Here is a 25,133-nt window from a genome sequence, read left to right as displayed (position 1 = left end):
GGACAGCCTGCAGCTCGCTCCTAGCCCTGCTCTTCGTCAGGGAGAAACTCTCTAGGCTCGAATCTCATCAATTCTTTTGTGAAAGTGAGAGGCACATCACCAGTCGGACCGTTCCGGTTTTTGGCCAAAATCAGCTGGGCGAGACCGGCATTGGCCTCACGTTCTTCTTCCGCGTCCTCTTTGGTCGGATCGTTGTAATACTCCTTTCGAAACAGCAGCCCAATCATATCGGCGTCCTGCTCGATGGAACCCGACTCACGCAAGTCGGACATCCGGGGAGTTCCACCCCGTTGCTCGGGTCCACGGTTAAGCTGGGCCAGAACAATGACCGGTATTCCCAGTTCCTTGGCAATGGCTTTAAGCCCGGAAGAAATCTCGGCAATTTCCCGTTCACGAGAGTCACCCGCTTGCTTGGAGTTGGACCGCATCAGCTGAAGGTAGTCCACCGCGATCAACTGGATGTCTTTCTCCCGCTTGAGGCGACGCGCCTTGGCCCGCAGATCGCCGATCGGAAGAGAAGGGGTATCGTCGATGAAGAGTGGAGCCTCGGCGAGTTCCTGCGAAGCCTTCTGAATCCGCTTCAATTCCTCTTTGGTAATCTTGAAGCCCGGCTTCATCTGTGACAACGCGAAGCGGGCACGGGAGAACAAGAGACGCTGCACAATCTGTTGCGAAGACATCTCGCAGGAGAATACGAGGGAAGGCTTGCTCTGATCGATGGCGATATGCTCCACGATATTCATCATGAAGGAGGTCTTTCCCATCGAAGGACGAGCCGCGATAATCATCATCTCACCAGGTTTGAGACCATTGGCCATCTCATCCAGCATTGGGTAGCCCATGGGTATTCCTTCCAACCCTTTTTTCCCCGATGCCAAATCCTCGAAAACATCGAGGACATTTCCAATGAGCTCCTTCATCGTCAGCTCCCCTTTCACCTCGAGGTCTTCTTTAATACCGAAAATGTTGGTTTCGACCGTATCGAGAAAGCCCGCCACCTCGGGAGGGTTTCCATAGGCCTCCTCAATCGCCTCATTCGCGTTTTCAATAATGGCGCGCAAAACGTATTTGTCCCGGATCACTCCGAGATAGTATTCGAAGTGAGCGGCTGAGCTGGCCGCATTCGAGAGGTCCACGAGAGCGGAAGGTCCTCCTACGGAATCCAATTGACCCCGGTCCATCAAGGTCTGGTGAAGGATGACAACATCAATGGGTTGCCCGGCATCGAAGCGCTCGAGCAAAAGTTCATACAACAACTGATGGGACGGGAGGTAGAGATATTGGGGGCGCAATCCCAGCTCGACGGCCTGCCCGATTCGGTCAATGGGATCCTGAATCATGGAGGACAAAACCGCACGCTCCGCCTCCAGAGCATTGGGAATTGCCCGGGCATCTTTTAGCCCATCTTCCGGAACCACCTGGAGCCTGGGCATCGCCCCTTTTTTGCCCTTTTTATCTGACTTGTTCTTATCCATCGCGCGGCGGCGAGGATAGGACGGCGGAGGTTTTAGGGAAACAAGCTTTTTGTCGGTTAGAAAAATACACCCCCCAAAAGAGTAGTAAAAATCGTCAAAATGTTCCTAACGCTTTCATTTTACTTCACTATTATTCAGAATCGAAATGACACTTATCGAAACTTTCGCCTCATCCCAGCGGTAAACCCACACCACGACTCAGCCTTGATGAATTTCTCGCAACCTCATCCCCAACTCGCAGCCCTTTGCCTCCTCTTCGGAACCTCCGTGTCGCACGCGGAGCTCCTGGCCACTTACACTCAGGGAGAATCGACAGACTCGCATCTCGTTCGCCTTCCCGCTCTCCATGTGCCCGCCGACACTCCGGCGACCCCTCTTCTCGAGGCCGCGCCCTTCACGGTAACTTGGACGGGTAAATTAGTGGTGGAGAAAAGACAGCGCCTCTACTTTTCCTTTGCGGGAAATGGAAGCGCCAGCCTTTCAGTGGCAGGTGAGGAAGTTCTTAGCGAAGAGGGCGAATTGGGTGGTGAGAAATCCGAACGCCTGCGGCTGAACTCGGGCGAACACGAGATCTCACTCACTTATACCGCCCCCGAAGAAGGCGAATCCCGCTTCCAGCTCCTTTGGGAGGAGAGAGCATTCCCAACCGAACCCATCCCGCCCAACGCCTTTGCCAAAATTGATCCCTCGCTTGCAAAGGATGCCTTGGCCTACCAAGGCCGCGAAATCTTTGGACGTCAGCTCTGCATCAAGTGCCACGTTTCCACGCAAGGCTTCGGGCCCAATGGCATGCCCGAACTGGCCCACGTTCCGCCCATTCTCGGCCTCACCGGAGACCGACTGAAACAAGACTGGCTGGCTCGTTGGATTGCAGACCCCTCATTCTATCGTCCCGATACCAACATGCCTCGCTTGGTGGAGGACAACGACGAAGGGCGCCAGCAGGCCGCTGACTTGGCCGCCTACCTGATGAGTATGAAATCGGGAGCTGAACCTGTGCAAGTGGAGGGCGACAGCCAGGATGGCGGAGCAGTTTTTCATAAACTGGCATGCGTGACCTGTCATGGCCTCCCTACCGAAGGGGCTCCCTCAGACAATCGAGTTCCCCTCATCCATCTTGCGGAGAAGTTTCAACCATCCGCCCTGCGCGACTTTCTTCTCAATCCATCGCAACTTTCTCCCCACACCCGGATGCCAAACTTCCGGCTCAGCGAGGAAGAAGCGACCAACCTGACCAGCTACCTTCAGGAAGCATCGGCCAAGGCGGAGAAACCAGAGCTCGTCTTTCCCGAAGGTGACGCCTCCAAGGGTGCCGGGCACTCGCTGTCCATGCAATGCGGAGCCTGCCACGCCGGCCTCCCCTACGACCCCTCCAAGCTTCCTTCGTTCGAGACCATTGTTCAAAAGCCGTGGGACCAGGCAGCCTGTTACGACTCCCCTGGCAGTCACCTCAATCTACCTCCGCAGGCCGGTGCTGCTCTGGAAGCCTTGCGCAGCGAACATCTCGAATCACTGAAAAACGATACCGCCGCATCATTGGCCGAGCGCCAATTGCGGACACTGCGGTGCGATGCCTGCCACACTCGTGACGAGGTTCCCGCCCTATTAGGCTCCCTGCACTCGCAAACCTCCGCGCTGGCAGCCCATCTCCATGTGGAAGAGAAGCTTGATCAAAGCCTACCGCGCCTCACCCACACCGGGGCCATGCTCCACACAGATTATCTGACGAACATACTCAAGGGTGAAGCGGAGCCGCGGCCACGTCCATGGCTGGATGCCCGCATGCCCGGATTCGCCAATCATTCACCAGAATCTTTTGCCATTGGTTTGGCCCAACAACACGGTTTGGCCCCTTCGAAACAGAATAAGGAAGAGCCAAACCAAGAATTGGCCACCCTTGGTGAAGAAATTATTGGCTCGGACACTGGATTCGGCTGCACCACCTGCCATGGAGTAGGCGACCAGGACCCGACTGCGGCCTTCGAGGTAATGGGTATCAACTTCGATCAGACCAAACACCGCCTCCGCGAGAGCTTCTTTTTCCAATGGATGCACGACCCAACCCGCATCACTCCCGATACTAAAATGCCTCGCTACGCAGATGAAAGTGGCAAGACCCCCTTGCCCGTGCTCAACAATGACAGTGAGAAGCAGTTCGAAGCGATTTGGGAATTTTTGAAGAGCCAATAGCTCCCAAAGGGTCATTCCTAAAAAAATGAGAGCTAAAGTCATTTTTTTATAAAGTTTTTGATTAGATTGTGTTAAATACCTCCTGCACCTGATTATTAATCCCATACAAATGACCCTCCCCTTCCCATCCCCCAAAACCGGACAACGTGGCATGACCTTGATTGAGCTCACCGTTGTGATGCTCGTCATGCTCGGACTGATTGCTGTCGTTTTCATTGGGGCCGGAGCGTGGAAACGAGGCAGCGACCGGACCATGGCAATTCTTCTCATTCGGAGTGCTCAACAGGGTCTCCGCTCCCATATCCAGATCGAAGGCTACCGCGAGGCAGCGTATCCCGACCTTCCCGACCAGCTTTTCGGCGCGGAGAAATATATTGCAAACGGAACCGACCGCTCGACAGGTTTGCCCAAGGGAGTAGGCGAACTTCCCGACCATCCGTCTGCCAGCCATAGCTTTGACTTTGTCGCCGGTGACGGAGACATCGTCCCCCCTATCGGCACCCTTTACATCTGCACGGGAGGTGGCGGGAGTGTGACGGACCTCAGTTACAATCCGGATCCATCGTCCTACACTCAATGGTAGTCTTTCCGCAGTGAAGGATTGCACCTTGCTGCCAGTGTGACGAAGCTCGCCGCCCATGCGCATCGATATCATCACACTCTTTCCCGAGATCGCACTCGCCCCGCTCTCGGAAAGCATCATCAAGCGCGCCCGGGAGGCTGGAATCGCCGAAGTCAAAGCCCATCAACTACGCGACTGGGCTACTGGCAAACATCGCAAGACAGATGAGTATCTTTGCGGCGGCGGTCAGGGAATGCTGCTCAAACCCGAACCTCTCTTTGCCGCCATCGAAGAGCTGCGAACAGAAAGCTCGAAAGTCATCCTTCTCACTCCCCAGGGCCAAGTTCTCAAACAAGCCACGGTGCGCGAACTCTCAAGCGAAGACCATCTCATCCTCATCTGCGGGCACTATGAGGGAGTGGACCACCGGGTGATTACGGAGCTGGTCGATCTGGAACTTTCGATTGGCGACTACGTGCTCACCAACGGCGCCCTCGCGGCTGCCGTTCTCTGCGACAGCATCATTCGACTTCTCCCCGGCGCTCTGGGCGACGCCCGCTCACCTGAGGACGAATCCTTTTCGGACCCGAACATGCTGGAAGCTCCCGCCTACACCAAACCCATCGAATTCCGTGGCCTTAAGGTCCCGGAAGTCCTGCTTTCCGGCCATCACGCGAAAATCGATGAATGGAAAAAGGCACAAGCTCTCCAGCGCACGCGCGAGAACCGCCCGGACCTGTTAGACTAATCTTGGGCTAACCCAACTGGTCCACCGCATTGCCTCGCAGGAACTCTTGCGCTGACATCCGCTTGGCTCCCTCGGGCTGAACTTCACCTAAAACCAAGGAGCCTGCGCCGCAGGCTACGCGAACCTCGTGGCTTTCCGAATCGACCTGAACGGCCCCCGGCTGCCCGGACTCCTTGCTGAGTTGAACTTGAGGAAAAACCTTCAGCCGCTTCTCCTTTCTTTTCCCATCGACAAAAGTTGTGAAGGTGCCGGGCCAGGTGTGAAAGGCTCGAATCTGGCGCTCAATTTCTGCGGCCGGGCGCGACCAGTCAAGACGACCATCCTCACGCTCAAGCTTCGGAGCATAACAAGTGAGCTTCTCATCTTGGGGAGTCCGACGATCAGAACCAGACGCAATCTCCTCCAAAGCGGACAGCAAAGATTCCGGCCCAGCTTCCGCCAAGCGGTCGTGCAAACTTTCTCCGGTCTCGTCTTTTGCAATCGCCATCGGACGGGCTTCAATGATATCGCCGGCATCGAGCGCCTTCACGACATGCATCACAGTCCATCCCGTCTCAGCATCATCATTGAGAATGGCTGACTGGATACAACTTGCCCCACGATATTTTGGCAGCAGTGAAGCATGCAAATTGATGATCGCCTTGCTCGGCATCTCGATGAGCTTTTGGGGCAGGATCTGACCATAAGCCATCACCACCATCACCTCCGCTGATAAAGCAGCCAACTCTGCCAAAGCCTCGGGACTTTTGATTCGCTCGGGCTGCAGAACAGGAATTCCAGCCTCTTGGGCGATCACCTTGATTGCAGGAGGCTGTGGCTCCGAACGACGACCGACCGGTTTATCCGGCTGGGTCACCAAGGCCGCAACCCGATGCTCGGACTCCAGAAGCGCGCGAAAAGTTGGGATGGCAATCTCCCCTGTGCCAAGAAATACGATGTTCATAGTAGCGGACTAGGCCTTCTTGCCTGCCATATCCTTGTAAATTTGCAACTGCATCAATCGCTCGATGACATCGTAGAGCACCTTCACCGGCGTGCCAGTCGCGTCAATATCAGCCACCATCTTGGGACCGTAAAACTCTAGAATCGGCTTTGTCTCTTCCTCGTAAGTGCGGATTCGTTGCTCAATGACGGCATCATTTGCGTCGTCATAGCGGTTTTCTTTCAAAGCCCGCTTCCGCATCCGGCGAGCCAGCTCGGAGCGCTCGGGACAAGAGAGATGAATCACCTGATGGATGATGAGACTTTCCTCCATAATCTCAGCTTGCCTAACATTGCGGGGAATGCCGTCCAAAATCAGTAAATCAATGTCGGGCTTGTAAACGTGGGTATCAGCCCAGTTGCGCATCTGGGTGCGCCACAATTCCACGGTCAACTCATCTGGCACAAGTTCGCCACTTGAGGAATAGCGCACGAACTCCTGCCCAATACGGGTCCGGGTATCCAAGGAACGGAAGACATCTCCACAAGCACAGTGAAAGAACCGCGGGATCGCCCCCAAAGTTTTTCCCAGCGTTCCCTTCCCTGCTCCTGGTGCTCCCAGAAGCAGAATGGCAGACATCTTCGGCTTTTCGCTCATAGAGAGGAGCCTTTACACAACCGTTCCACAATTGGCAACTGTGATGCCTGTCGATCCTTTTCGACTCTACTTCCCTCCTTGGGAAAGACCGTTCTCGAGCACCAGCTCCAGCTGCTCTGCTCCTGCCAAGTCTCTCGGCGTAATCATTTCCCGCTCCAGAGGGATCTCGGTCGTTCCCTCAATCTCCTGAATGACCTTGCGATACTTTTCCCACTTCAGGTCGCCCAGCTTCACCACCTTACCCATATTCTCTCCAGTCAACTTTTTCCAAGCATCGAAGGGGAGCTCTGAACAGTAGATTTCCTCATCACTCATCCGGTAGCGAAAGTCGTAGGGCAACCCCATCTGGTTCCTCATCTCCTTGATCCAAGCCGGAATCATCAGCCGTCGAGCCTCCTTTAGTCGATAAGCGGCAAATCGTCCCTTCCCTCGCTGGATCCAACGACCGTAAGGAACCTCCTGCACGGTTGGAACCATCGCCTCGAGGACAAACCACTCGCCGTTCTTCTTCACCACCACCCCGCAGTGAGAGAAGGGACACTCGGTGGAACCTTCGATCGCGTCGATCACATCCAACCCGGGACCACTCGGCAGGGACTGGAACAAAACATCTCCCTCCACGGGTTGATAGGTCACCTTTGCCGCCACCGCCCAACCGCAATTCCAAAGAAGCAAGGACATGGCAACCATAGCAAGAAGGGTCACCCGCAAACGCGAGGAACGGGATTTGGGAAAAAGAGTCATCATCGGAAGTTAAGAGAAAGAGGACCTTCGACAAAGGATCAACGCCCGCCGGCTGAACTTTTGTCTGACAAGACAGTCAATCCCCCCGCTTGCCTAGTGGCGGCTTTTTCCTAGGCTGACGATATGGAATACGTGATTACCCTCTTTCTGCTCATCTTGCTGCAGGCTGTTCTCGGCTTCGACAACCTCCTTTATATTTCGCTCGAGTCGAAAAGGGTGGCTCCGGAAAAGCAGGCCTACGTCCGCCGCTTGGGCATCGGCCTCGCGGTGGGCTTTCGCATCGCTTTACTTTTTATCGTGGTGGCCTTGGTCGAGAACTTCAAAGATCCGCTCTTCCACCTTCAGTTTGGCAGCGAGATGGAACCGAAGAATTTCCATGGCGCCGAAAGTACAGGAACCATTTCCAGCATTGTCGATGGCGAGTTTAATCTCCATGCCATCATCGTCCTCGTGGGTGGAGCCTTCATTCTCTACACTGCGGTGAAAGAGATTTTCCACATGATCGGCGAGCATCAGATTGGGCATGGCGACCACAAGCCAGCCTCGGTGGCCAAGACTGTCTCCCTGATCGTAGCGATGAACGTCATCTTCTCCTTCGACTCCATTCTCTCAGCCATGGCTCTAGCCAAGGATGAAGACAGTGGCGAACAGCGCATCAGTCTCATCATTATCGCCATTGTCATCAGCGGTATTCTCATGATTTGGCTCGCCGACAAAGTCGCATCCTTCCTGCAGAAAAACCGGATGTATGAGGTCCTCGGTCTCTTCGTTCTCTTCATCGTCGGTGTGATGCTGATAACCGAAGGCGGTCACCTCTCCCACCTGCACATCGCCGGGAACGAGATCGTGCCGATGACCAAGACTACTTTCTACTTCGTGATCGCAGTCCTCGTCCTGACCGACATCGTACAGGGTCGTTACCAGAAGAAGCTTCTCGCCAAGCAAGAAGCTGCGCTGAGTCATCCCAACCACTAGCCGGAACATCCTCCCGCTTCGCGGTCCCAACAGAAATTGAAACACAGGGTCATTCGTGGCCCGGTTTTTTTGCCTCGAGTTAGGCGAAGAGCGCACGCTCTTTTCTGCAAACACACAGGGAGAAAAAAAAACAGCGGCCATTGCCGCTGTCCTAACTTCCCGAAGGCAAACGCCTCTCGGACTAAAGCAACAGGGCGGCGCGTAGCCGCCCTGCTATTTTTAAATTAACACTCCAACAACAAGCGCGCTGGATTTTCCAAGCTATTCTTGATGCTGATGAGGAAGGTCACCGCTTCCTTACCATCGACAATGCGGTGGTCGTAGCTGAGGGCGAGATACATCATGGGACGAATCTCCACCTTACCATCAACCGCAACAGGCCGCTGCTGGATGGTGTGCATTCCGAGAATACCACTCTGAGGGGGATTCAGAATCGGAGTGCTCAACAATGAACCGTAAACTCCTCCGTTGGAGATGGTGAAGACGCCGCCCTGCAAATCCTCGATTTGCATCGTGCCGTCCTTGGCTTTGCCTGCCGCTTCCGCAATGGCCTTTTCGATATCGGCGAAACTCTTCTGATCACAATCACGGATGACCGGCACAACCAGCCCCTTGTCCGTTCCAACTGCAACTCCGATATCGTAGAAATCGTTCTCGATAATCTCATTCCCATCGATAAAGGAGCGAATACCGGGAGTCTCCTTCAGAGCATGCACCACTGCCTTGGTGAAAAGAGACATGAAGCCCAACTTGACTCCGTGCTTCGAGACGAACTCTTCCTGCACCTCTTTGCGCAGCTTCATAATCGCGCTCATATCCACCTCGTTGAAGGTCGAAAGAATCGCGGCTGTTTGCTGGGCATTGACAAGGTGCTGGGCAATCTTGCGACGCAGCATGCTCATCTTTTTCCGAGTGCTTCGTCCTTCCTGCACTCCGGCCGAAGAAGCCGGGGAAGAATTGGAAGGAGGAGCAGAAGTACTCAAACTGGGTTTGATTCGAGCGGTTTCGGCCGCAGCCGAGGCCAGAGCAGTCTTCGCCTTTTCGGGAGCCGCCTCCGCAGGCTGGGCTTCGGTCTTTGCAGGCTGGGAGGGAGCGGAAGCAGAGGAACCACCGGCTCCTTCAGTCAATCGTGCGATGACTGTGCCAATCTCAACCTCTTCACCCTCTTCCACTAAAATCTCGATCAAACCAGAGTAATCAGCTTCGAGATCTTGGGAGACCTTGTCGCTCTCGAGAGAAATCAAAGTGTCCCCTTTCTCGACAAAATCGCCGGACTGAACCTTCCAAGCCGCGAGGCTGGCAGTAGCAATCGACTCGCCGAAGGGAGGAATCTTGATGTCATGGACTTCGCCTGAGCCAGCCTCCGCAGAGCCTGCCTCGCCACCTGCCTCGGAAGGCGCAGCCTCGGCCCCACTACTGGAGGAGCCCGATGCGTTGGCAGTGGTATCAATCTCGGCGATTACAGCCCCGACTTCCACCTCTTCATCCTCTTCGACGAGAATTTTAATCACTCCATCCGCATCCGCATCCAAATCTTGGGAGACCTTGTCCGTTTCCAATGAAACCAAGGTGTCCCCTTTTTTTACGAAGTCTCCGTCGGACACATGCCAACGGGAAACATTTGCGGTGGTAATCGACTCGCCGAAGGGCGGTATTTTCACTTCCTCTGCCATCTGATTGATTCGTTAAACTTGGAAAGCCTCCTCCACGAGCATTGCTTGCTCGCGCTTATGCATAGCCTTGGAGCCGGCGGCGGGGCTCGAGGCACGGTCGCGACCCGCGTAACGGATGCGATGATCGAAAGTATCTTCCAGACGAGGCCCGATAAAGGTCCAGGCTCCCATATTGAGAGGCTCTTCCTGACACCAGACATACTTGGAGTTGTTGGTGTAGGCCTTGGTCGCATTCAGGATGGACTCCTCGTCATAAGGGTAGATTTGCTCCACCCGAACGATCGCGGCATTGTCGATTCCATTCGCCGCGCGATATTCGATGAGGTCGTAATAGACCTTTCCTGAACAGAAAATGATACGCTCGACCTCGGCGGCCTTGGCCTCCATCTCGGAATCGCCAATGACCTCATGGAACGAGGTGCCTTCGGCCAGTTCTGCCAAGCTGGATACTGCCTCGGGCTTGGTCAGGAGACTCTTGGGAGTCATCAGGATCAAAGGCTTGCGGAAGCTTCGCAACTTCTGCCTTCTCAAAGCGTGGAAATATTGCGCAGGGGTAGTGAAGTTGCCGACGACCATGTTCTTCTCCGCACACAGTTGCAGGAAGCGTTCCAAACGTGCGCTAGAGTGCTCCGGCCCCATACCCTCGTAACCGTGAGGCAAGAGCATTACCAAATCGGTTGGGGTCTGCCACTTGGATTCAGCGGAAGCAATGAACTGGTCGATGATGACTTGGGCTCCGTTGCCAAAGTCACCAAACTGAGCTTCCCACAGAATCAGCATGTTCTCACATCCCAGAGAGTAACCGTAGTCAAAGCCGAGCACAGCTGCCTCCGACAAGAGACTATTGTAAACGCAGAACTTCGCCTGGTTCCCATCAATATTCTTCAAGGGAGTGTAGCGCTCTCTGGTGTTGTGGTCGTAGAAAACCGCGTGGCGCTGACTGAAGGTTCCCCGGCGGCAATCCTGACCGGATAGACGCACGGGATACCCGTCCAAAAGCAAGGTTCCAAAGGCCAGAGCCTCAGCCAAGGCCCAGTCAATCCCTTGTCCTTCGGCCATGGCCTGAGCACGGCGTGGGACAAATCGCTTCTTCAGAGTGGGGTGCAAGCTAAAGTCGACCGGGATGTCGGTTAAAGCGTTGCCCACCTTGCGGAGCTTGTCTTCGCCTACTCCGGTGATGACTGTGTCGTGCTTGTAAGCTTCCTGCTCCACTGCGGTCGAACCGCTAAAGACCGTGCGCTCCCCTTCTTCTTCGAGACGGCGCATGTCTTCATAACCAGCCTCGAGACGAGCCCAAATCTTGGCGTGAAGTTCGTCAGCCTTATCCTTGTTCACCACCTTGGACGCGGCGAGTTCCTCTCGATAGAGTTGGCCCGCAGTCTTGCGCTCATCGAGCTTACGATAAATGTGTGGCTGGGTGAAGGCAGCTTGATCGGTCTCGTTGTGGCCTTGGCGACGATAGCAATACATGTCGATCACGATGTCACGTCCCCACTGCTGGCGGAACTCGATCGCGAACTGCGCGGCCCACCAGAGTTCCTCCGGCTTCTCGCCATTGACGTGCAGAATTGGTGCCTCAATCATTTTGGCCACATCCGTCGCGTAGCTCGATGAACGGGCATCCGCAGGCATGGTGGTGAAGCCGATTTGATTGTTGATGATGAGATGGATCGTGCCACCAGTGCGGTAGCCTGGTAGCTGGGAAAGGTTGAGCACCTCCGCGACGGAACCTTGACCAGCGAAAGCGGCGTCTCCATGGAGAAGAAGCGGCAGAACTTGTTTGCGATCCGTCTTGACCCCATCATCACCGATGACGCGCTGGCGCGCCCGGGCTTTCCCCTCGACGACCGCGTTGACAGCCTCCAAGTGACTGGGATTGGCCGCAAGATTGACCCTGACTTTGCCATCCTTGACCTCCCGCATGCTCTCGTAACCCAAGTGATACTTCACATCGCCATCACCAGCGACCAGATCCGGGACGTAGTTGGGAGTGAACTCATAGAGAAGAGTGCGAATGCTCTTCCTCACAAAGTTGGCCAGCACGTTGAGGCGACCACGGTGGGCCATACCCATCTCGATCTCCTTCACCCCGAGCGAGGGGCAAAGTTGCAAAACTCGATTGAGGAGGACCATCACGCCCTCTCCCCCTTCCAGGGAAAATCTTTTCTCTCCAAGAAATCGCTTGCCAACGAACTGCTCGAAGATCTCTGCCTCGAAAAGCCAGCGCAAAGCCTGCGCCTGCTGCTCCTCATCCATACCCTCACGCTCGTTGCGATGCTCGACGCGCTCGCGGATCCAGTTGCGAACCTCGGTGTTGTGGATGTGCATGAACTCGAAGCCAATCGAGCCCGAGTAGGTCTCCTTCAAGAGGGCCACCATCTCACGAAGGGTCATTTCCTCCCCTTTACGGAAAAATTGGGTAGCGGTCGGCCGGTCCAACTCCTCTTCCGTAAATCCAAAACGGTCCAACTCCAAACGGGGGTTGACCGGAGCAACCTCTTCCAATGGATTGATATGAGCCTGGGTGTGCCCGAGAGTCCGGTAATTATATACCAGACTGACTACACGTCCGAGAAAGTTGAGATTATGATCGCCCGTCAGCCCCGCACCAACAGTGGCGGCGCCGGAATCAGTTGCGGGAGCGGACTTGGCGGGCTCGGCTTGGCCCTTGGGCTTCGCTTGCACGACTCCAAGTTCAAAACCTTCGAAAAATGCGGCCCAAGTGCCGTCTACCGAACGAGGATCGGCAAGCCAGCGCTCGTAATTCTCGTCTAAGAGATTGGCGTTCAGTCGCGCCGATACAGAGGAACTCATGTTTGGGTGGAAGAAGTCTTCTTATCCAGCGAACTGATGCCCGCCGGAAGCGGCGTATAGGTAAGGGCCGCAAGCGTTTTAGTCAATCACGCTCGTAAACTTCTACGACTGCAATTTCCAGACCCCACTTTTAACCCCTGATCGAGCCCCCATCGCGAGCCTCCCACATCCTTCTGCCAGTCGCTTTTTCTAGGGAATCCAGCGCTCTCCGCTTCTCCTCGACTCGCTTTTCTTGCTCGGCAATTTTTTCGTTCAACGCTTTCAAAAACCTCTCAGCGTCTTCCTGAGCACGCAAATTTCCCTGCTGTTGATATTCAAAAGCCAACTCCGCAGCGATTTCGCGCGTGAGTTCCGCATTGGGAGCGCGCACGGTGAGAGCTACCCGGGAGACCTCTTCTTCATTCCCTAATGAAGTCACCTCCGTCCGCTCCCGCAAAGACAACACGGCTTGCTCGGCGGTCACCGACCACTCGTCAGCCAAGCGCAAACGCTCGACGACTGGTTGCAGAACGGAGTCCGAAACCATGGCCTCCATCTCACGGGCCATATAGCTCGAACCAAGTTCAGGAGTCGCGATCAAAGGTGAAGCCAGCCGCAATACCGCCGTGCTTTCATATTGCGGCTCCATCGCTCGAGCCGACTGCAATTGCCAACACAGCAACCCGCCAAGGAATGCTAGGAAAAAAAACAGCGCGACCGTCCGCCACCCTTTGCTCGATTGATTTACTCTGGCGTCCATCGCTCCAACTTTCCCAGCGAAGCGAGAACACCTGTTGGTTCAAATACCTTACCTACCCCTTTGTCATCGCTGATGGAAAATTGAAAAATTTCACAGCGGATAGCGCCCATCCTCATCCTCGCCTTCCCAGCCTAGCTTTCGAAAGGCTGCCACGATTGCGAGACTCAGGTCCTCTTCCCCCTCGGCCTCCTCAATGGTAGCCGAGCTGGTCAATCCCCGGTTCGATTCAATGGAAACAACAGTCTCCGCCGCCTCAAATACCAGCCAGTCCCCCCAATTCTTCTTGTCATGGCGGACCGACAGCTTCTGCGCCTGCAGAGCCAAAACCACTTCCTTGATCGTCGCCGGGGCTTCCCCTTCCGGCAAGAGCACTCTTGTTTCCATCCCGCTTCCTTTTGCGATGACGACGACGGGCTCAAGAAGATTCAGCTCCAATTCACCCTTCCATGACAAAAAATCACTTTCCCTGCGGAAGATGTGTCGTAATTTTTCGTCAGTAGAACAATGAAAGCAATTTTCACCCAATTTCTGGCGGCCCTCGCCCTTCTCTCCATCGCCTCCTGTGAACCCAAGACCCAAGCTGCCGCCCCACCAGCCAACGTGAAGCTGAAAGCCAGCATCGATGATAAAGAAGGGGTCCCCGAAGGCTTTCAAACGATCACCCTCGGCGGAGGATGCTACTGGTGTGTGGAAGCCGTTTTCCAGCAATTGGAAGGAGTTCACTCGGTTGTTTCCGGCTTCACCGGTGGTCACGTTTCGGACCCCACATACGAAGAGGTCTGCGGGAAACAAACCGGTCATATTGAAGTCATTCGCGTGGTTTATGATCCCGACAAGCTTTCCTTGGGCGACGCCTTGGCATGGTTCTGGGCCTCTCACGACCCCACCTCCAAGGATCAACAAGGGAACGACAAAGGCCCTCAATACGCCTCCGCGATTTTCTATCACAATGATGAAGACAAAGCGGTCATCACAGCCTCTCTTGCCAATGCTCAGAAGCAGTTCGACAAGCCTATCGTGACCCAAGTGCGCAAGGCTGAGAAATTCTATCTCGCTCCCGAAGAACACCAGGACTACTACTTCCAGAACAAGAATGCGGGCTACTGCCAATACGTCATTAAGCCCAAACTGGAGAAGCTGAAGCTGAAAAAGTAAGAAGTCTCTCTTTCCAACAGTGGAAACACCTGGCGACGAAAGCCAGACCGTTCTAACAGCGCTCACAGTCGACAAATATTCTCCTGGCGACGGTCGACGAGATTCGCTCTCGCTGGAATCCTACAAATTCCCCAAGGCATGGATCTTCAAGGGCATCCATCGGGCAAAGGTTGACGCCAGCGTTTGCGAAGACTGTGGATACGTGATGCTCTTCGCGGATCCAGTCGGAGTGAGAGAACTCAAGGAAGGCCTCAACCAAGAGGGCTAAACCGGTCAGGATTTTTCCTCTTCGGGCTGCCCCACTCCTTTGCTCAGCCCTTGTAAAAACTTCCGCAACACCTGCTCGGGGCACTTGCGATAATTGCGATGGCCCTCTTTGCGAAAGAAGGAACTCAGCTCAGCTTTGGTAACGACGAATTCCACCCGCTCAAAGACCTTGTTCATATCTTCGTCTCGATACTCGAAGGCGATACGAAGCTTTCGCAGCACTTCGTTGTTTGAAAGAAACTCGAGCGGAGCCGCTACTGAACCGTCGGGGCGAGGACCCCGCTTCTGAATGATGAGCCCATCCAGAAACCGACACAGCATCCGGTCGGACAGCTCTTCATAGCCCTTATCAGTCTCCCCCTTCGTCCAAGCCGACACTTGAGCCGCCTCCACTTTTTCACCAGTGAGCCCGATAATTTCGGCCATTTGACCATCATTGATTTGGAGTGCATATCGCAAGCGGCGGAGGATGTCGTTTTTGGTCATAGGGTGTGGTCTCGCAAAAGAGAAAGACCAGACCCGTGTCCTTGCACAGACAATTAGAAAGAATCTTTCGCCCTCTCCTATTCGAGCACCCTTCGAATCTGGCTCTCCCTTGCCTCCGTTTAGCGGTCATTTGCAAAAATAAATAAACATTCATTTTTCAACTAATAGAATTCGCCCCCAATAGTTACCAAGGACATGAGCATGCATGTCGAACTCAGTCCACAAGCCTCTTTGGAACTTCAACGGATGCGGTTCCGCTCCGTGATATCTTCACTTCTCATCGCATTGTTAGCTATTATTCTTTGTGGTTCAGTGCTATTCTTTTGGATTCTTCCCAGCATGAAGTTAACCACTCCCGACCTCGTTGCCTACCGGGGAAAGACTCAGACCTCACAACCTCCCACGAAGCCGACTCTCCCATCCATCTCACGCCAACCCAGCGCACCGCCCACAGCGTCATCACGCTCCATCGCAGCGATGACCACTGCGCCCGTCTCCATTCCCGTCCCCGAAGAAGCGCCGGCCGTCCCCTCCTTGGATATCGGCTTTAGTGACGACTTCGGAGCAGGCTTTGGCGGCACCGGCAGTGGTCCGGGAAGTGGCTCCGGATTCGGAAGTAGAGGAAGCTTGGATAGCGCCCTTGCAGGCCGTCTTTACGACTTCAAACAGCGAGCGGGAGGAACGCCTAACACTGACTATCCTACCGACAAAGCTGCCATCTCCCGGGGCGATGAGTATGTTAAAATCATAACCGAACTTCATGACAGAAAGTTCCCGGACTCGATGCTCAACGATTACTTTCGGGCACCCTTTGAGCTATCTCTCACCCATCTCGCCATTCCTTACTCGAATGCCGCTGAGGGCCCCCGATACTTTGGCGCGGAAGAAGAAATCAAACCGAGCGGATGGATGGCTCAATACAATGGAACAGTTATCGTTCCAGAAAGCGGAAGATATCGATTCGTTGGCGCTGCGGACGACTATCTGAGCGTCACCATCAACGGTAAAGTCCGGCTCTATGCCTGCTGGCCAAGTATCCAACAAAGAATCGCAGGCGATTGGGACAAAAAGAAGAAGAGCGGAGAATGGGACTCCCCCTTGGCCAACGCCCGCCTCATCGCCGGAGATTGGATCAACCTGCGAGCGGGACAGAAGATTGAGATGGAGCTCGCCATTGGAGAGCGCCCCGGCGGTATGGTTGGCTTCCTCCTGCAGGTCGAGAAGGCGAACGAAAACTACCGCAAAGACCCCAATGGTCGCCCAATTCTTCCCCTCTTCACGACCCAAGCCTTGGACCCAGCCACTCAACAGGATATCAAGTCCAAATTCGGTTCCTATGAATTCGAGTGGGAAAAGGTGCCCGTGTTCCGCAGCGCCAAGACCTCAAAGCGATAGCCTAGAATTCTCGAAGATTCCAATTCAGCGGCCCTGAGGATTCACCCTGTGAGTTCTCGGGGCTGATCTTTGGCGACGGACTTTTCACAATCGCTTCAAGATCTAACAACCTTCTCTAACAGAGAAAAATCCGGATCAGAAACGCATTTCAAAACCTGGGAAGGAAAGCGAACAAACCAAAATCTAGCCCTCTTCCAGCGCAGCCCTTTCGGGCAAAAAGGAAGGAAAAATGGAGCGGGTGATGAGATTCGAACTCACGACATCGACCTTGGCAAGGTCGCGCTCTACCACTGAGCTACACCCGCTTTTTCCTGCGCGGACGCGGACGATACTAAAATTCCGGAGGCCCGCAAGAGAAAACTCACACATAATGACAAAAAGTCACTCGACCTGACGCTCTCTTTGTCAGAGAACCCTTTCAACCCGCTTGATATGGACAAACTCGCTGAAATCATCGCCCACAAACAAACTGAGGTGGAAGCCCTCCTCCCCCGAGCCGACCTCTTGAAGGCCGCTGCCCTGCAAAGAAACGACTTTCGCGGTTTCCGGTCTGCATTGGACAGAGGCCCCCATCAACTGGGGGTGATTGCCGAAATCAAAAAGGCCTCCCCCTCCGCAGGAGTGATCGATCCGGACTTCGATCCTATCCGGCAAGCCGACCGCTACATCGATGGTGGCGCATCCTGCATGTCCATTCTAACAGATGAAAAATACTTTCAGGGCTCCCTCGCCTATCTGAGCCGAATCGCGGAAAAGCCGACCTGCCCCCTCCTTCGCAAAGACTTCACCATCCACGAGCTTCAAATTCATGAAGCCATCATTTCCGGAGCCGACGCCATCCTCCTCATCGTCGCCGCCCTCAATCAGGAAGACTTGGTGAGGCTCTACGAAACCGCCCGCGGCCTCCAGCTGGATGTCCTCGTGGAAGTTCACAATCTCCCCGAGATGGAACGCGCTCTGGAGCTGGACCGCATTGACCTGTTAGGAATCAATAACCGGAACCTGAAAACCTTCCAGACAGACCTCAAGACCACCGAACAACTTGCCGAAGAAGCTCCCGACGATGTCATTCTGGTCTCGGAATCAGGAATTCGCGATGCCAAGGACGCCCTGCAGGTGCTGGAGTATGGCGCAAATGCCATTCTCGTAGGCGAAACCCTGATGCGCTCCCACATTCCTGCCGACACCATCCAAGAGTTTCTCTCTCTCACCCTGGAAGAACCTGAAACAGCCTAAATGGTCTCTAACCCCGAGAAGGAAATTCGCTTCACGCGCTCGGCTCAAGCCCTGCGCTTTGCGCTGGCGGGAGCAATTTTCGTTGGTCTAACCGCCACCCTGTATGCCACGGCCCGCTGGGGAACAGGTTCGCCGGTTCGCTATTGGCACATGATTCCCGGAATCCTTCTTGCCGCCGGCTCCTTTTGGCTCGCCTATCGATGTGCGAAACACGCCTTTCTCATCTTGAGTCCAGTCGGGGTCGAGTTCTTCCCCTTTTTCAAACCTGCTACAAACTTCCGGCTCTGGTCATGGTCAGAATTTCACCACGCCGAAGTAGTCGGCAAGCGCCTCTACCTCCACTTCAACGAGGAGGAAACCGGAGGCGCGGTTCTCTCCCTTGCCCCGATGAGTGAAGAATCAATTCGCCTCCTCGACGTTGCCATCGAAGGCAGAATGGAAGAACGATTTCAAGACGGCGACTAGAAACGCCGCGCAGGCTAAAACTCCTCGTCGTAAGGCTCCGGCGAGGCCTCCTCGGGCTCCATCTCAACCGACTTGTCAATAGTCGCGACCAGCCAGCTAGGGGCTTGCTTTCCCATCATGGTCTGGACTCCGAAATACCCCCCCAAGGAAATCAGACAAACGGCGGTGAGCCCCAAGGCCTGACTGTAACTGACCCGCCCCACAATCAATTTTCCCAGTGCAAAAAACAACACCGGCGAAAGCTGGAGAAAGGCCGAGACAACGACCAATGGCAACAAGCCCGGCCACCAGCGGGAATCGGGCCCCATCGCCAGAAGCGCCAGGAACAGACCGACCCCACTCACTGAAAGCAAGATTTGCCAGAACAGAAAGTCCCACATCAAGGAGAAACGCTTTCGCCAGACAATCCGAGTCTGGAAGTGAGACTCCGGCGCTCCAGCTGTCAGCTTTCTCAATTCCAAAGCACGCGCTTTGGACTCTTTCCAATTCAAATTTTCCGCCAACGCTTCCGCCCGCAACTTGGCGTAGAGACTCAGCGCCGAGTCTTTGGTTCGGCCCCCTCCCGCCAAGGCCTTCGCCCAACATTCAGGATCCAGACGTTGAGCCAGGACCTCATCCCCCACCACCCGATAGGCTCCTTCGGGAATGGCCTCTTCGGCATCCTTTGGGTCATCGAGCGTGAAGAGGGTCAGCTGACCTTCGTCTATCTTCTGGGCTGTTCCTTTTCTCATATTGGGTTTATGAATTTGTGCGTTTATTCAGAACCTCGCCTAACAGCGTCTCCGATTGAAAAAGAAGAAGCCCGACACTCCGCAAAAAAGAATCACACTGGGCTCCGGCACGACTGACAAGGAGCCCGAGAGGCTACTGGCCAAACTCTGCTGCAGAGCGATTTGATCCACATTACCTGGATCAACGAGTGCGAGACTCGGCACAGTCTCACCGCTCGAGCCCAGAACATTGTCCTCATAGTAAGATTGAAACTGCGGATTTCTCGTATTGAGCAGCACCGCCGAAACCTCATCAACCCCGGCTGCGATCGCTCCATCACGAGCATCTCGAATCCGAGCCTCACGGTTGCCACGCCCGGGAGTATTGTTGTCCTGACCATCCCCGAAGAAAGAAATGGCTTGAAATGACGACTCAAATCCATTGGCCAACGAACCTGTCTCAGTCCCAAAGAGCCCCGCACCATAGGCGATTGCCGAACCAATTGCAGATTGACCGGAGAACGGACGACTAGCGGAACGCACTGCGGCAGCAAATTGGGCAGCGGAACTCAAGTCGCTCACCTCCAGCCAGGACACTGCCGTCAACTGCTCATTGCTGCCTGACCAAAACACCAGAGAAGCCGCGATTGAACCAATTGCGCCATCGCCAATCACATCCAGCACCGGCCCACTCTCAAACGAGCGAGCAATCCCCTCCATCACATTGTCGAATTCGCGATTACCAATCGAGCGAGTAGTGTCCACCAGGATCAACAACTCGGTGTCCACTTCAACGGAAAAAGCAGGCACAGCGGAGGCTATCCCCAACACCAAAGCAGACGCTTTCATGTGCCGAGAACGCACGGTTAAAAAGGGTGATGTCATGAACAGAAACAAGTAGCAGCAAGGAAACATTAGTTAATAAACCTTGAATTGTAAACAACTTTAAGTAATTTCTTGCACAGCTACTTTTGTGTGTGGGGACCGCCTTCACGGGATGCGTTCTCGCACCTATTCCTTCACATCCATGACTAAGAAAACTTCCTTCCCCACGGAGAATGTTGATCGCATCAGCGCGCGCTTAAGCCTCACTCTGGCCGCTCTCATCCCCCTGGTCGCAATTGGCCTCACCCATTTCTATTCCGAAAACTACGGAAAGAAAAAAAGCTCTCAAACGACCTCAGCGAAAAACTACGGCAGCGACAATCGACTCGCTGAATTCTGCTCCAAGAACGTGAAAGACAATCGCGCATTCGTCCTCTTCAAGTATGGGACCTGCGTGGTCATTGAAGGCAAGAAAGATACGGCTACGATTAAAAACGAGGCATTGCGCATCCTCTCAAAGACCGCCACCCCGGACGCCCGCTTCGTTTGCACCCCGGTGGAAGACAACAACCTGATCGTCAGCTACACCGAACCAGTCTTTCATCTCCGCTTCGGAGAGGACATGAACAACAACCGCGAACAAATCGAGTCCGACTTCCGCCGCTTTCTCACCGAGAGCGAGCTCGCGGACATTACTCCCTCCTGGGAGCCTCCTTTTCACGCTAAGGTCGGGCTTCGCTCCCGTGCCCGCTTGCTGAAAGACGCCCAAAACCCCGTCATCAGCCACATCATCGCCCCTCGCGGAACAGAAAAGACTAGCGCAAGCGAGACCGCTTCGGTTTCCTTCTGAGCCCATGCTCGCACCCTCCATTCAGTTCAACTCCGTTATCGATGCTTTCGGCCAGAATGGCTGGCAACACGAAGTCATCGAAGGCCGCGAGGTCTTGCAGACCCAGTTCGAGGCCCATCACACCCGCGTTCACCTGCTCGCGCAGAGTTTTACCAACCTGAATGCCCTCGCCATCGTCGGCGAGACCCCGATTCAGCCCGCCGAGACTCACCTCACAGCCTTTTTGGAGCTGGTGATGCGCGCCAACAAACAGCTCACCTTGGGCGGCTTCGAATATGATTTCGATCGCCAACTCTTGGTCTTTCGAATCACCAACTTGTTCGAGAAAGAGAAGTATGATGCCGACATCATCGCGACCATGGTTCATGCCGTAATCGCGGAATTGGATCGTCTGGTCCCCCTCGCGAACGTGCTTCTGAAAACAAAGACCGACGTCCTTCCCGACCTTTCCATCGAGATGCTCCTTCTCCGCGAAGACTTGCTACCACCAATTCCCGACGAAGACGGCGAATGGGACGGCGAGGAAGAGGAGTTGTAGAAGAACAGCCCCAAAGAGTTCTAACGCCTTCTCGGAGTGCGGACAGCTTGCTTCCGCTTTGCGGTGGATAGACTCTGTTAGAGGACGTTCCCGGGACGAGCAAAGCTTGCTTGCTCGGATCACCTTTACCCTTCGAAGAAGAGAAGGAAGTTCGCGATAAAGCCCAGTAACGGCGTAGTATCATTCTCCCGCCGAACATCGACTGATACTTCAGCACCCTGAGCCTTGAGGATGGGCAACCGTCCCGCAAATCGAAGGTCTTTCCTGCTCCGGACAAGCAAGCTTTGTCCGTCACGGGAACAGTGTCCGTGAAAAATTCATCCGACTCCATAGCGAAAGCAAGCTGTCCGCACTCCGAGAAAGTCCGAGATGGAAAATGAGCCTTTTAGACAAAAAACTTCCCCGATCGAAGTTGGACCTTGCGCGCGAGATGTTCACACTGCCCCCGTGCCTGCCTTGACCAAGCCTGACTCCCCCATCACCTCGGAAGAGGCGTTGGAGAACTTTCTCAACTACCTCATCGAATCCGGCATCGAGCCTTACGACCACCAGGAGAACGCCATTCTGGAGCTCTTCGAAGGCAAGAATGTGATTCTCAATACCCCCACCGGATCGGGAAAATCGCTTGTCGCCTCCGCCCTCCACTACCGGGGACTTTGTCTGGGCCGCATCAGCTACTACACCGTGCCCATCAAGGCGCTGGCCAACGAAAAATTTCTGTCCCTCTGCAAAACCTTCGGCCCCGAGAACGTCGGCCTCGTCACCGGAGACGCCACCGTCAATCCCGACGCCCCCATCATTTGCTGCACCTCGGAGATCCTCGCCAACATGGCCCTGCGTGATGGCGAGACTGCGCCAGTGCACGATGTCATCATCGACGAGTTCCACTACTACTCCGATCATTCGCGCGGATGGGCCTGGCAGGTCCCTTTGCTGACCTTGCCCCAAAGTCGTTTCCTCCTGATGTCGGCCACCATCGGCAGCCCGGAGTTTTTCATTAAGGAACTCGAGGATCTCACTGGCGCCCCCACCGCTCTCATTCAATCCGAACAGCGCCCCGTCCCCCTCGAGTTCGAATACTCCACCACCACCATGGAGGAACGAATCGCGGAGCTGGTGGAAGCCAATCGAGCCCCCATCTATCTGGTCCACTTCACTCAACTCGCCGCCGCCCGCACGGCCCAGAGCCTCCTGTCGCAGAACTTCTGCAGCAAAGAGGAGAAAAAGGAAATTAGCGCCGCCCTGGTGGATGGCGACTTTCGCTCGCCCTACGGCAAGGAGATGGCGCGCTTTCTTCGCCATGGAGTGGGACTTCACCATGCGGGGCTGCTGCCAAAGTATCGCCTCCTGGTGGAAAAGCTCACTCAGCGTGGCCTCTTGAAAGTGATCTGCGGAACCGACACTCTTGGAGTCGGGGTCAATGTGCCCATCCGCACCGTGGTCTTTACCCAGCTGTGCAAATACGATGGCAAAGGGACTGGCATCCTGCCGGTGCGCGACTTCAAGCAAATCGCAGGCCGCGCCGGTCGCCGGGGGTTTGACGACATTGGCTACGTCGTTGCGCAAGCTCCCGAGCATGTCGTGGAAAACCTCAAGCTGGAAGCCAAAGCTGCTGCCAATGCGGGCAAGAAAAAGAAGTTCGTCAAAAAGACTCCGCCCGACCGGGGTTACGTGCATTGGGATGACACGACCTACAACAAGCTGATGGACTCAAAACCCGAGCCCCTGCAATCCTCCTTCAAAGTCAGTCTGTCCCTCATCCTACACGTCCTGTCACGCCAACACGAAGACGGCTGCCTCGCCCTACGCGACATCATCAACCGCAGTCACGAGTCCGAGGCCAAAAAGAAGAAGCATCGCATTGCGGCGCGGAAACTCTTCTTCAATCTGGTGCGCGGGAACATTCTGGAAATCATCCCACCCGAGCAACGCTCTGGTCCCCAGAAGGTGCGATTGAATATCGATCTGCAACAAGACTTCTCCCTCAACCAAGCCTTGGGTCTCTACCTGCTGGACACCATTCCCAAGCTCGACAAGGAAGATCCCAAGCATGCCCTGAACGTGCTTTCGCTGATTGAATCCATCCTCGAGAACCCCGACCAAGTACTCCGGGCCCAAGTCAAAATCGCCAAAGACGAAGCCATGGCGGAGATGAAAGAGGACGGGCTGAACTACGACCAGCGCATGGAGGAGTTGGAGAAAATCGAATACCCCAAACCCGGCTCAGACTTTATCTATCAGACCTTCAACGAATACGCTGCCACCCACCCCTATCTCGATAGCGAGAACATTCGCCCCAAGTCCATCGCACGCGAAATCTACGAGACCTATAGTAGTTTCGAAGATTACATTAAGACCTACAAGCTGGAGAAATCCGAGGCCATCCTGCTGCGGCATCTTTCTGAAGTCTACAAGGTCCTTTCCCAGACCGTGCCCCCTGCCGAAAAAACGGAGGAGCTCGAGGCTGCAGAGGAGCATCTGGAGAGTCTCGTACGCAACACCGACTCCTCGCTGTTAGACGAATGGCAGGCATTAAAGGACGGTCCGGTGGCGACCTCGGATGAAAGCAAGAAAGCCGAAACTCCCCCACCCGCCCCCAAGCTGCCGACTGCCCATCAGCGAATCTGGACCTTCCTCAAGGCAGTTTCCGACAACCGGATGGAGGATGCCGTGGCCGAAATTGCGCCCACTGACGACGCTGGGGAAGCCTGGAATGTCCCCCGCCTGAATGAACTCTTCGATGGCTTCTTCGAGGAATTCCGCCATCTCAGACTCGACCCCGAAGCCCGCAACAAGAAGCATCTGCGGCAGGACGGTGAGAACTACGAGCAGTCTCTCCTCAATGACGAATCTGAACCCGTGGCGATGGTCCGCTTCCGTTTTCACCGGAAGGAAAACAGCCTGCACTTGGAAGACCTCACCCTATTCTAACAGCCCATGAACCACTGGAACGAATCCCACCGCCGCCACTATCGCTGCCAGCGCCTGAACAACCAACAGGACTGGGCCACCATTCCCTGGAGCGAGGACTTCGTCGACATCACCGGCGACCCCGCACTGGCGCCCCGCTTTCGCACCCGGGTCAAGATGGCTTGGGACGATGAGTTCTTCTACTTCCTCGCTGAAATGGAGGAACCCCATGTCTGGGGCACGATTACCCAGCAGAATGAGGTCATGTTTCACGACAACGACATCGAGATTTTTATCGATCCCGATTGCGATGGCCTGAACTACTATGAGTTCGAGATGAACGCGCTGGGCACGATTTGGGAGCTCTCATTGCCAAAGCCCTACGGCGAAGGAGGAGTCCCGATTCTAGGCTGCAATATCACAGGATTGCAGCGTGAGGTGATCGTCAGGGGCAAGCTCAACAACCCTACCAGCGAGGACCAGGGATGGGAGGCACGAGTCGCGATTCCTTGGTCCGGACTGGCCAAGTATCATCAGGAAAGGGCCGCTCCGCCCCAGCGCGGGGACCGCTGGCGAATCAATTACTCACGCGTCCAGTGGCAGCATGAAATCGTCGAGGGCCAGTATGTTCGTATTCCGCCCCACGGCACTCCCTTGGCTGAGAGCCTGAACCCCGAGGAGCAAGAGCACCCTGAGGACAACTGGGTCTGGAGCCCGCAGGGAGCCGTCAACATGCACCTGCCCCTTCGCTGGGGAGAGGTGGAGTTTTGTTGAGTTAGGGTCCTTTTGACAAAAGG

24 protein-coding genes and 1 tRNA gene are annotated in these 25,133 nt (G+C 55.0%); 13 read left to right on the top strand and 12 right to left on the bottom strand.

Translation table 11 applies throughout. From position 1 onward, the window contains the following. Positions 1 to 20: 20 nt before the first annotated feature. A complete protein-coding gene (dnaB, locus tag IE099_RS08825) occupies positions 21 to 1,475 on the bottom strand; it encodes a replicative DNA helicase (RefSeq protein WP_189569551.1) in 1,455 nt (484 codons plus the stop codon). 207 nt (positions 1,476 to 1,682) lie between these two features. On the opposite strand from dnaB, the gene IE099_RS08820 reads away from it, so the two are divergent. The 3 genes from IE099_RS08820 to trmD all read left to right on the top strand — a co-directional run bounded on the left by IE099_RS08820 (position 1,683) and on the right by trmD (position 4,975). Next, positions 1,683 to 3,665, top strand: a complete 1,983-nt coding sequence (locus IE099_RS08820; RefSeq protein ID WP_189569550.1) for a c-type cytochrome — start codon at positions 1,683 to 1,685, stop codon at positions 3,663 to 3,665. Positions 3,666 to 3,774: 109 nt separating this feature from the next. Beyond that, positions 3,775 to 4,248: a type II secretion system protein gene (locus IE099_RS08815; RefSeq protein ID WP_189569549.1), complete on the top strand. Its 474-nt coding sequence runs from the start codon at positions 3,775 to 3,777 to the stop codon at positions 4,246 to 4,248. A gap of 55 nt (positions 4,249 to 4,303) precedes the next feature. Continuing rightward, positions 4,304 to 4,975 carry a tRNA (guanosine(37)-N1)-methyltransferase TrmD gene (gene trmD / locus IE099_RS08810; RefSeq protein WP_189569548.1) on the top strand — a complete coding sequence of 224 codons (672 nt, stop codon included), beginning with the start codon at positions 4,304 to 4,306 and terminating at the stop codon, positions 4,973 to 4,975. Positions 4,976 to 4,982: 7 nt separating this feature from the next. Here trmD and fmt read toward each other — a convergent pair whose 3' ends face one another. From fmt to IE099_RS08795, 3 genes are all read right to left on the bottom strand, one after another. Further along, entirely contained in the window at positions 4,983 to 5,918 is a 936-nt protein-coding gene (gene fmt / locus IE099_RS08805; protein ID WP_189569547.1) for a methionyl-tRNA formyltransferase, read from the bottom strand. A 9-nt stretch (positions 5,919 to 5,927) separates the two neighbouring features. Continuing rightward, complete coding sequence (locus tag IE099_RS08800; RefSeq protein WP_189569546.1) at positions 5,928 to 6,554, bottom strand: adenylate kinase family protein; 627 nt, start codon at positions 6,552 to 6,554, stop codon at positions 5,928 to 5,930. Between the two features lie 66 nt (positions 6,555 to 6,620). Further along, on the bottom strand, positions 6,621 to 7,301 hold the full coding sequence (locus tag IE099_RS08795; RefSeq protein WP_189569545.1) for a YiiX/YebB-like N1pC/P60 family cysteine hydrolase: 681 nt from the start codon (positions 7,299 to 7,301) through the stop codon (positions 6,621 to 6,623). Between the two features lie 120 nt (positions 7,302 to 7,421). Here IE099_RS08795 and IE099_RS08790 point away from each other — a divergent pair, with 120 nt between their 5' ends. Further along, on the top strand, positions 7,422 to 8,273 hold the full coding sequence (locus tag IE099_RS08790; protein WP_189569544.1) for a TerC family protein: 852 nt from the start codon (positions 7,422 to 7,424) through the stop codon (positions 8,271 to 8,273). Between the two features lie 224 nt (positions 8,274 to 8,497). Here IE099_RS08790 and sucB read toward each other — a convergent pair whose 3' ends face one another. The 4 genes from sucB to IE099_RS08770 form a co-directional block, all read right to left on the bottom strand. Next, positions 8,498 to 9,946, bottom strand: a complete 1,449-nt coding sequence (gene sucB / locus IE099_RS08785) for a dihydrolipoyllysine-residue succinyltransferase (RefSeq protein ID WP_189569543.1) — start codon at positions 9,944 to 9,946, stop codon at positions 8,498 to 8,500. A gap of 12 nt (positions 9,947 to 9,958) precedes the next feature. Beyond that, on the bottom strand, positions 9,959 to 12,760 hold the full coding sequence (locus tag IE099_RS08780) for a 2-oxoglutarate dehydrogenase E1 component (protein ID WP_189569542.1): 2,802 nt from the start codon (positions 12,758 to 12,760) through the stop codon (positions 9,959 to 9,961). Positions 12,761 to 12,890: 130 nt separating this feature from the next. Continuing rightward, a complete protein-coding gene (locus tag IE099_RS08775) occupies positions 12,891 to 13,388 on the bottom strand; it encodes a GumC domain-containing protein (RefSeq protein ID WP_189569541.1) in 498 nt (165 codons plus the stop codon). 201 nt (positions 13,389 to 13,589) lie between these two features. Then, positions 13,590 to 13,883 (bottom strand): hypothetical protein, encoded by a 294-nt coding sequence (locus IE099_RS08770; RefSeq protein WP_194598380.1) that lies wholly within the window; start codon positions 13,881 to 13,883, stop codon positions 13,590 to 13,592. 120 nt (positions 13,884 to 14,003) lie between these two features. Here IE099_RS08770 and msrA point away from each other — a divergent pair, with 120 nt between their 5' ends. After that, entirely contained in the window at positions 14,004 to 14,654 is a 651-nt protein-coding gene (gene msrA / locus IE099_RS08765) for a peptide-methionine (S)-S-oxide reductase MsrA (RefSeq protein ID WP_189569539.1), read from the top strand. A 19-nt stretch (positions 14,655 to 14,673) separates the two neighbouring features. Then, positions 14,674 to 14,922, top strand: a complete 249-nt coding sequence (locus tag IE099_RS08760) for a hypothetical protein (protein WP_189569538.1) — start codon at positions 14,674 to 14,676, stop codon at positions 14,920 to 14,922. Positions 14,923 to 14,927: 5 nt separating this feature from the next. Here the strand turns inward: IE099_RS08760 and IE099_RS08755 are convergent, their stop codons facing one another. After that, positions 14,928 to 15,407 (bottom strand): YehS family protein, encoded by a 480-nt coding sequence (locus IE099_RS08755; protein ID WP_189569537.1) that lies wholly within the window; start codon positions 15,405 to 15,407, stop codon positions 14,928 to 14,930. 339 nt (positions 15,408 to 15,746) lie between these two features. Between IE099_RS08755 and IE099_RS08750 the strand changes: the two genes are divergently transcribed. Further along, a complete protein-coding gene (locus IE099_RS08750) occupies positions 15,747 to 16,802 on the top strand; it encodes a PA14 domain-containing protein (protein WP_189569536.1) in 1,056 nt (351 codons plus the stop codon). 230 nt (positions 16,803 to 17,032) lie between these two features. Here the strand turns inward: IE099_RS08750 and IE099_RS08745 are convergent. Next, a tRNA-Gly gene (locus tag IE099_RS08745) sits at positions 17,033 to 17,107 on the bottom strand. A gap of 127 nt (positions 17,108 to 17,234) precedes the next feature. Here IE099_RS08745 and trpC point away from each other — a divergent pair. Together trpC and IE099_RS08735 are read left to right on the top strand one after the other, a co-directional pair. Next, the gene (gene trpC, locus IE099_RS08740; RefSeq protein WP_189569535.1) at positions 17,235 to 18,038 is read left to right on the top strand and encodes an indole-3-glycerol phosphate synthase TrpC; all 804 of its coding nucleotides are present in this window, start codon (positions 17,235 to 17,237) and stop codon (positions 18,036 to 18,038) included. Next, positions 18,039 to 18,503, top strand: a complete 465-nt coding sequence (locus tag IE099_RS08735) for a hypothetical protein (RefSeq protein WP_189569534.1) — start codon at positions 18,039 to 18,041, stop codon at positions 18,501 to 18,503. A gap of 14 nt (positions 18,504 to 18,517) precedes the next feature. On the opposite strand, the gene IE099_RS08730 is transcribed toward IE099_RS08735, so the two are convergent. Beyond that, positions 18,518 to 19,234, bottom strand: coding sequence for a hypothetical protein (locus tag IE099_RS08730; RefSeq protein ID WP_189569533.1), 717 nt, complete (start codon positions 19,232 to 19,234; stop codon positions 18,518 to 18,520). Positions 19,235 to 19,273: 39 nt separating this feature from the next. Next, positions 19,274 to 20,062 carry a DUF1194 domain-containing protein gene (locus IE099_RS08725; protein ID WP_189569532.1) on the bottom strand — a complete coding sequence of 263 codons (789 nt, stop codon included), beginning with the start codon at positions 20,060 to 20,062 and terminating at the stop codon, positions 19,274 to 19,276. Positions 20,063 to 20,240: 178 nt separating this feature from the next. Between IE099_RS08725 and IE099_RS08720 the strand changes: the two genes are divergently transcribed. The 4 genes from IE099_RS08720 to IE099_RS08705 all read left to right on the top strand — a co-directional run bounded on the left by IE099_RS08720 (position 20,241) and on the right by IE099_RS08705 (position 25,110). Continuing rightward, the gene (locus tag IE099_RS08720; protein ID WP_189569531.1) at positions 20,241 to 20,888 is read left to right on the top strand and encodes a hypothetical protein; all 648 of its coding nucleotides are present in this window, start codon (positions 20,241 to 20,243) and stop codon (positions 20,886 to 20,888) included. Positions 20,889 to 20,892: 4 nt separating this feature from the next. Continuing rightward, positions 20,893 to 21,426, top strand: a complete 534-nt coding sequence (locus IE099_RS08715; protein ID WP_189569530.1) for a YbjN domain-containing protein — start codon at positions 20,893 to 20,895, stop codon at positions 21,424 to 21,426. A 447-nt stretch (positions 21,427 to 21,873) separates the two neighbouring features. Then, positions 21,874 to 24,357 carry a DEAD/DEAH box helicase gene (locus IE099_RS08710; RefSeq protein ID WP_229809448.1) on the top strand — a complete coding sequence of 828 codons (2,484 nt, stop codon included), beginning with the start codon at positions 21,874 to 21,876 and terminating at the stop codon, positions 24,355 to 24,357. Positions 24,358 to 24,363: 6 nt separating this feature from the next. Further along, entirely contained in the window at positions 24,364 to 25,110 is a 747-nt protein-coding gene (locus IE099_RS08705) for a carbohydrate-binding family 9-like protein (RefSeq protein ID WP_189569528.1), read from the top strand. Positions 25,111 to 25,133: the final 23 nt, after the last annotated feature.

Source organism: Roseibacillus persicicus, from assembly GCF_014651675.1.
Taxonomy (GTDB): Bacteria; Verrucomicrobiota; Verrucomicrobiia; order Verrucomicrobiales; family Akkermansiaceae; genus Roseibacillus; species Roseibacillus persicicus.
Note: the sequence above shows the minus strand (reverse complement) of the source record. Positions and strands in the feature narration are given on the sequence as shown.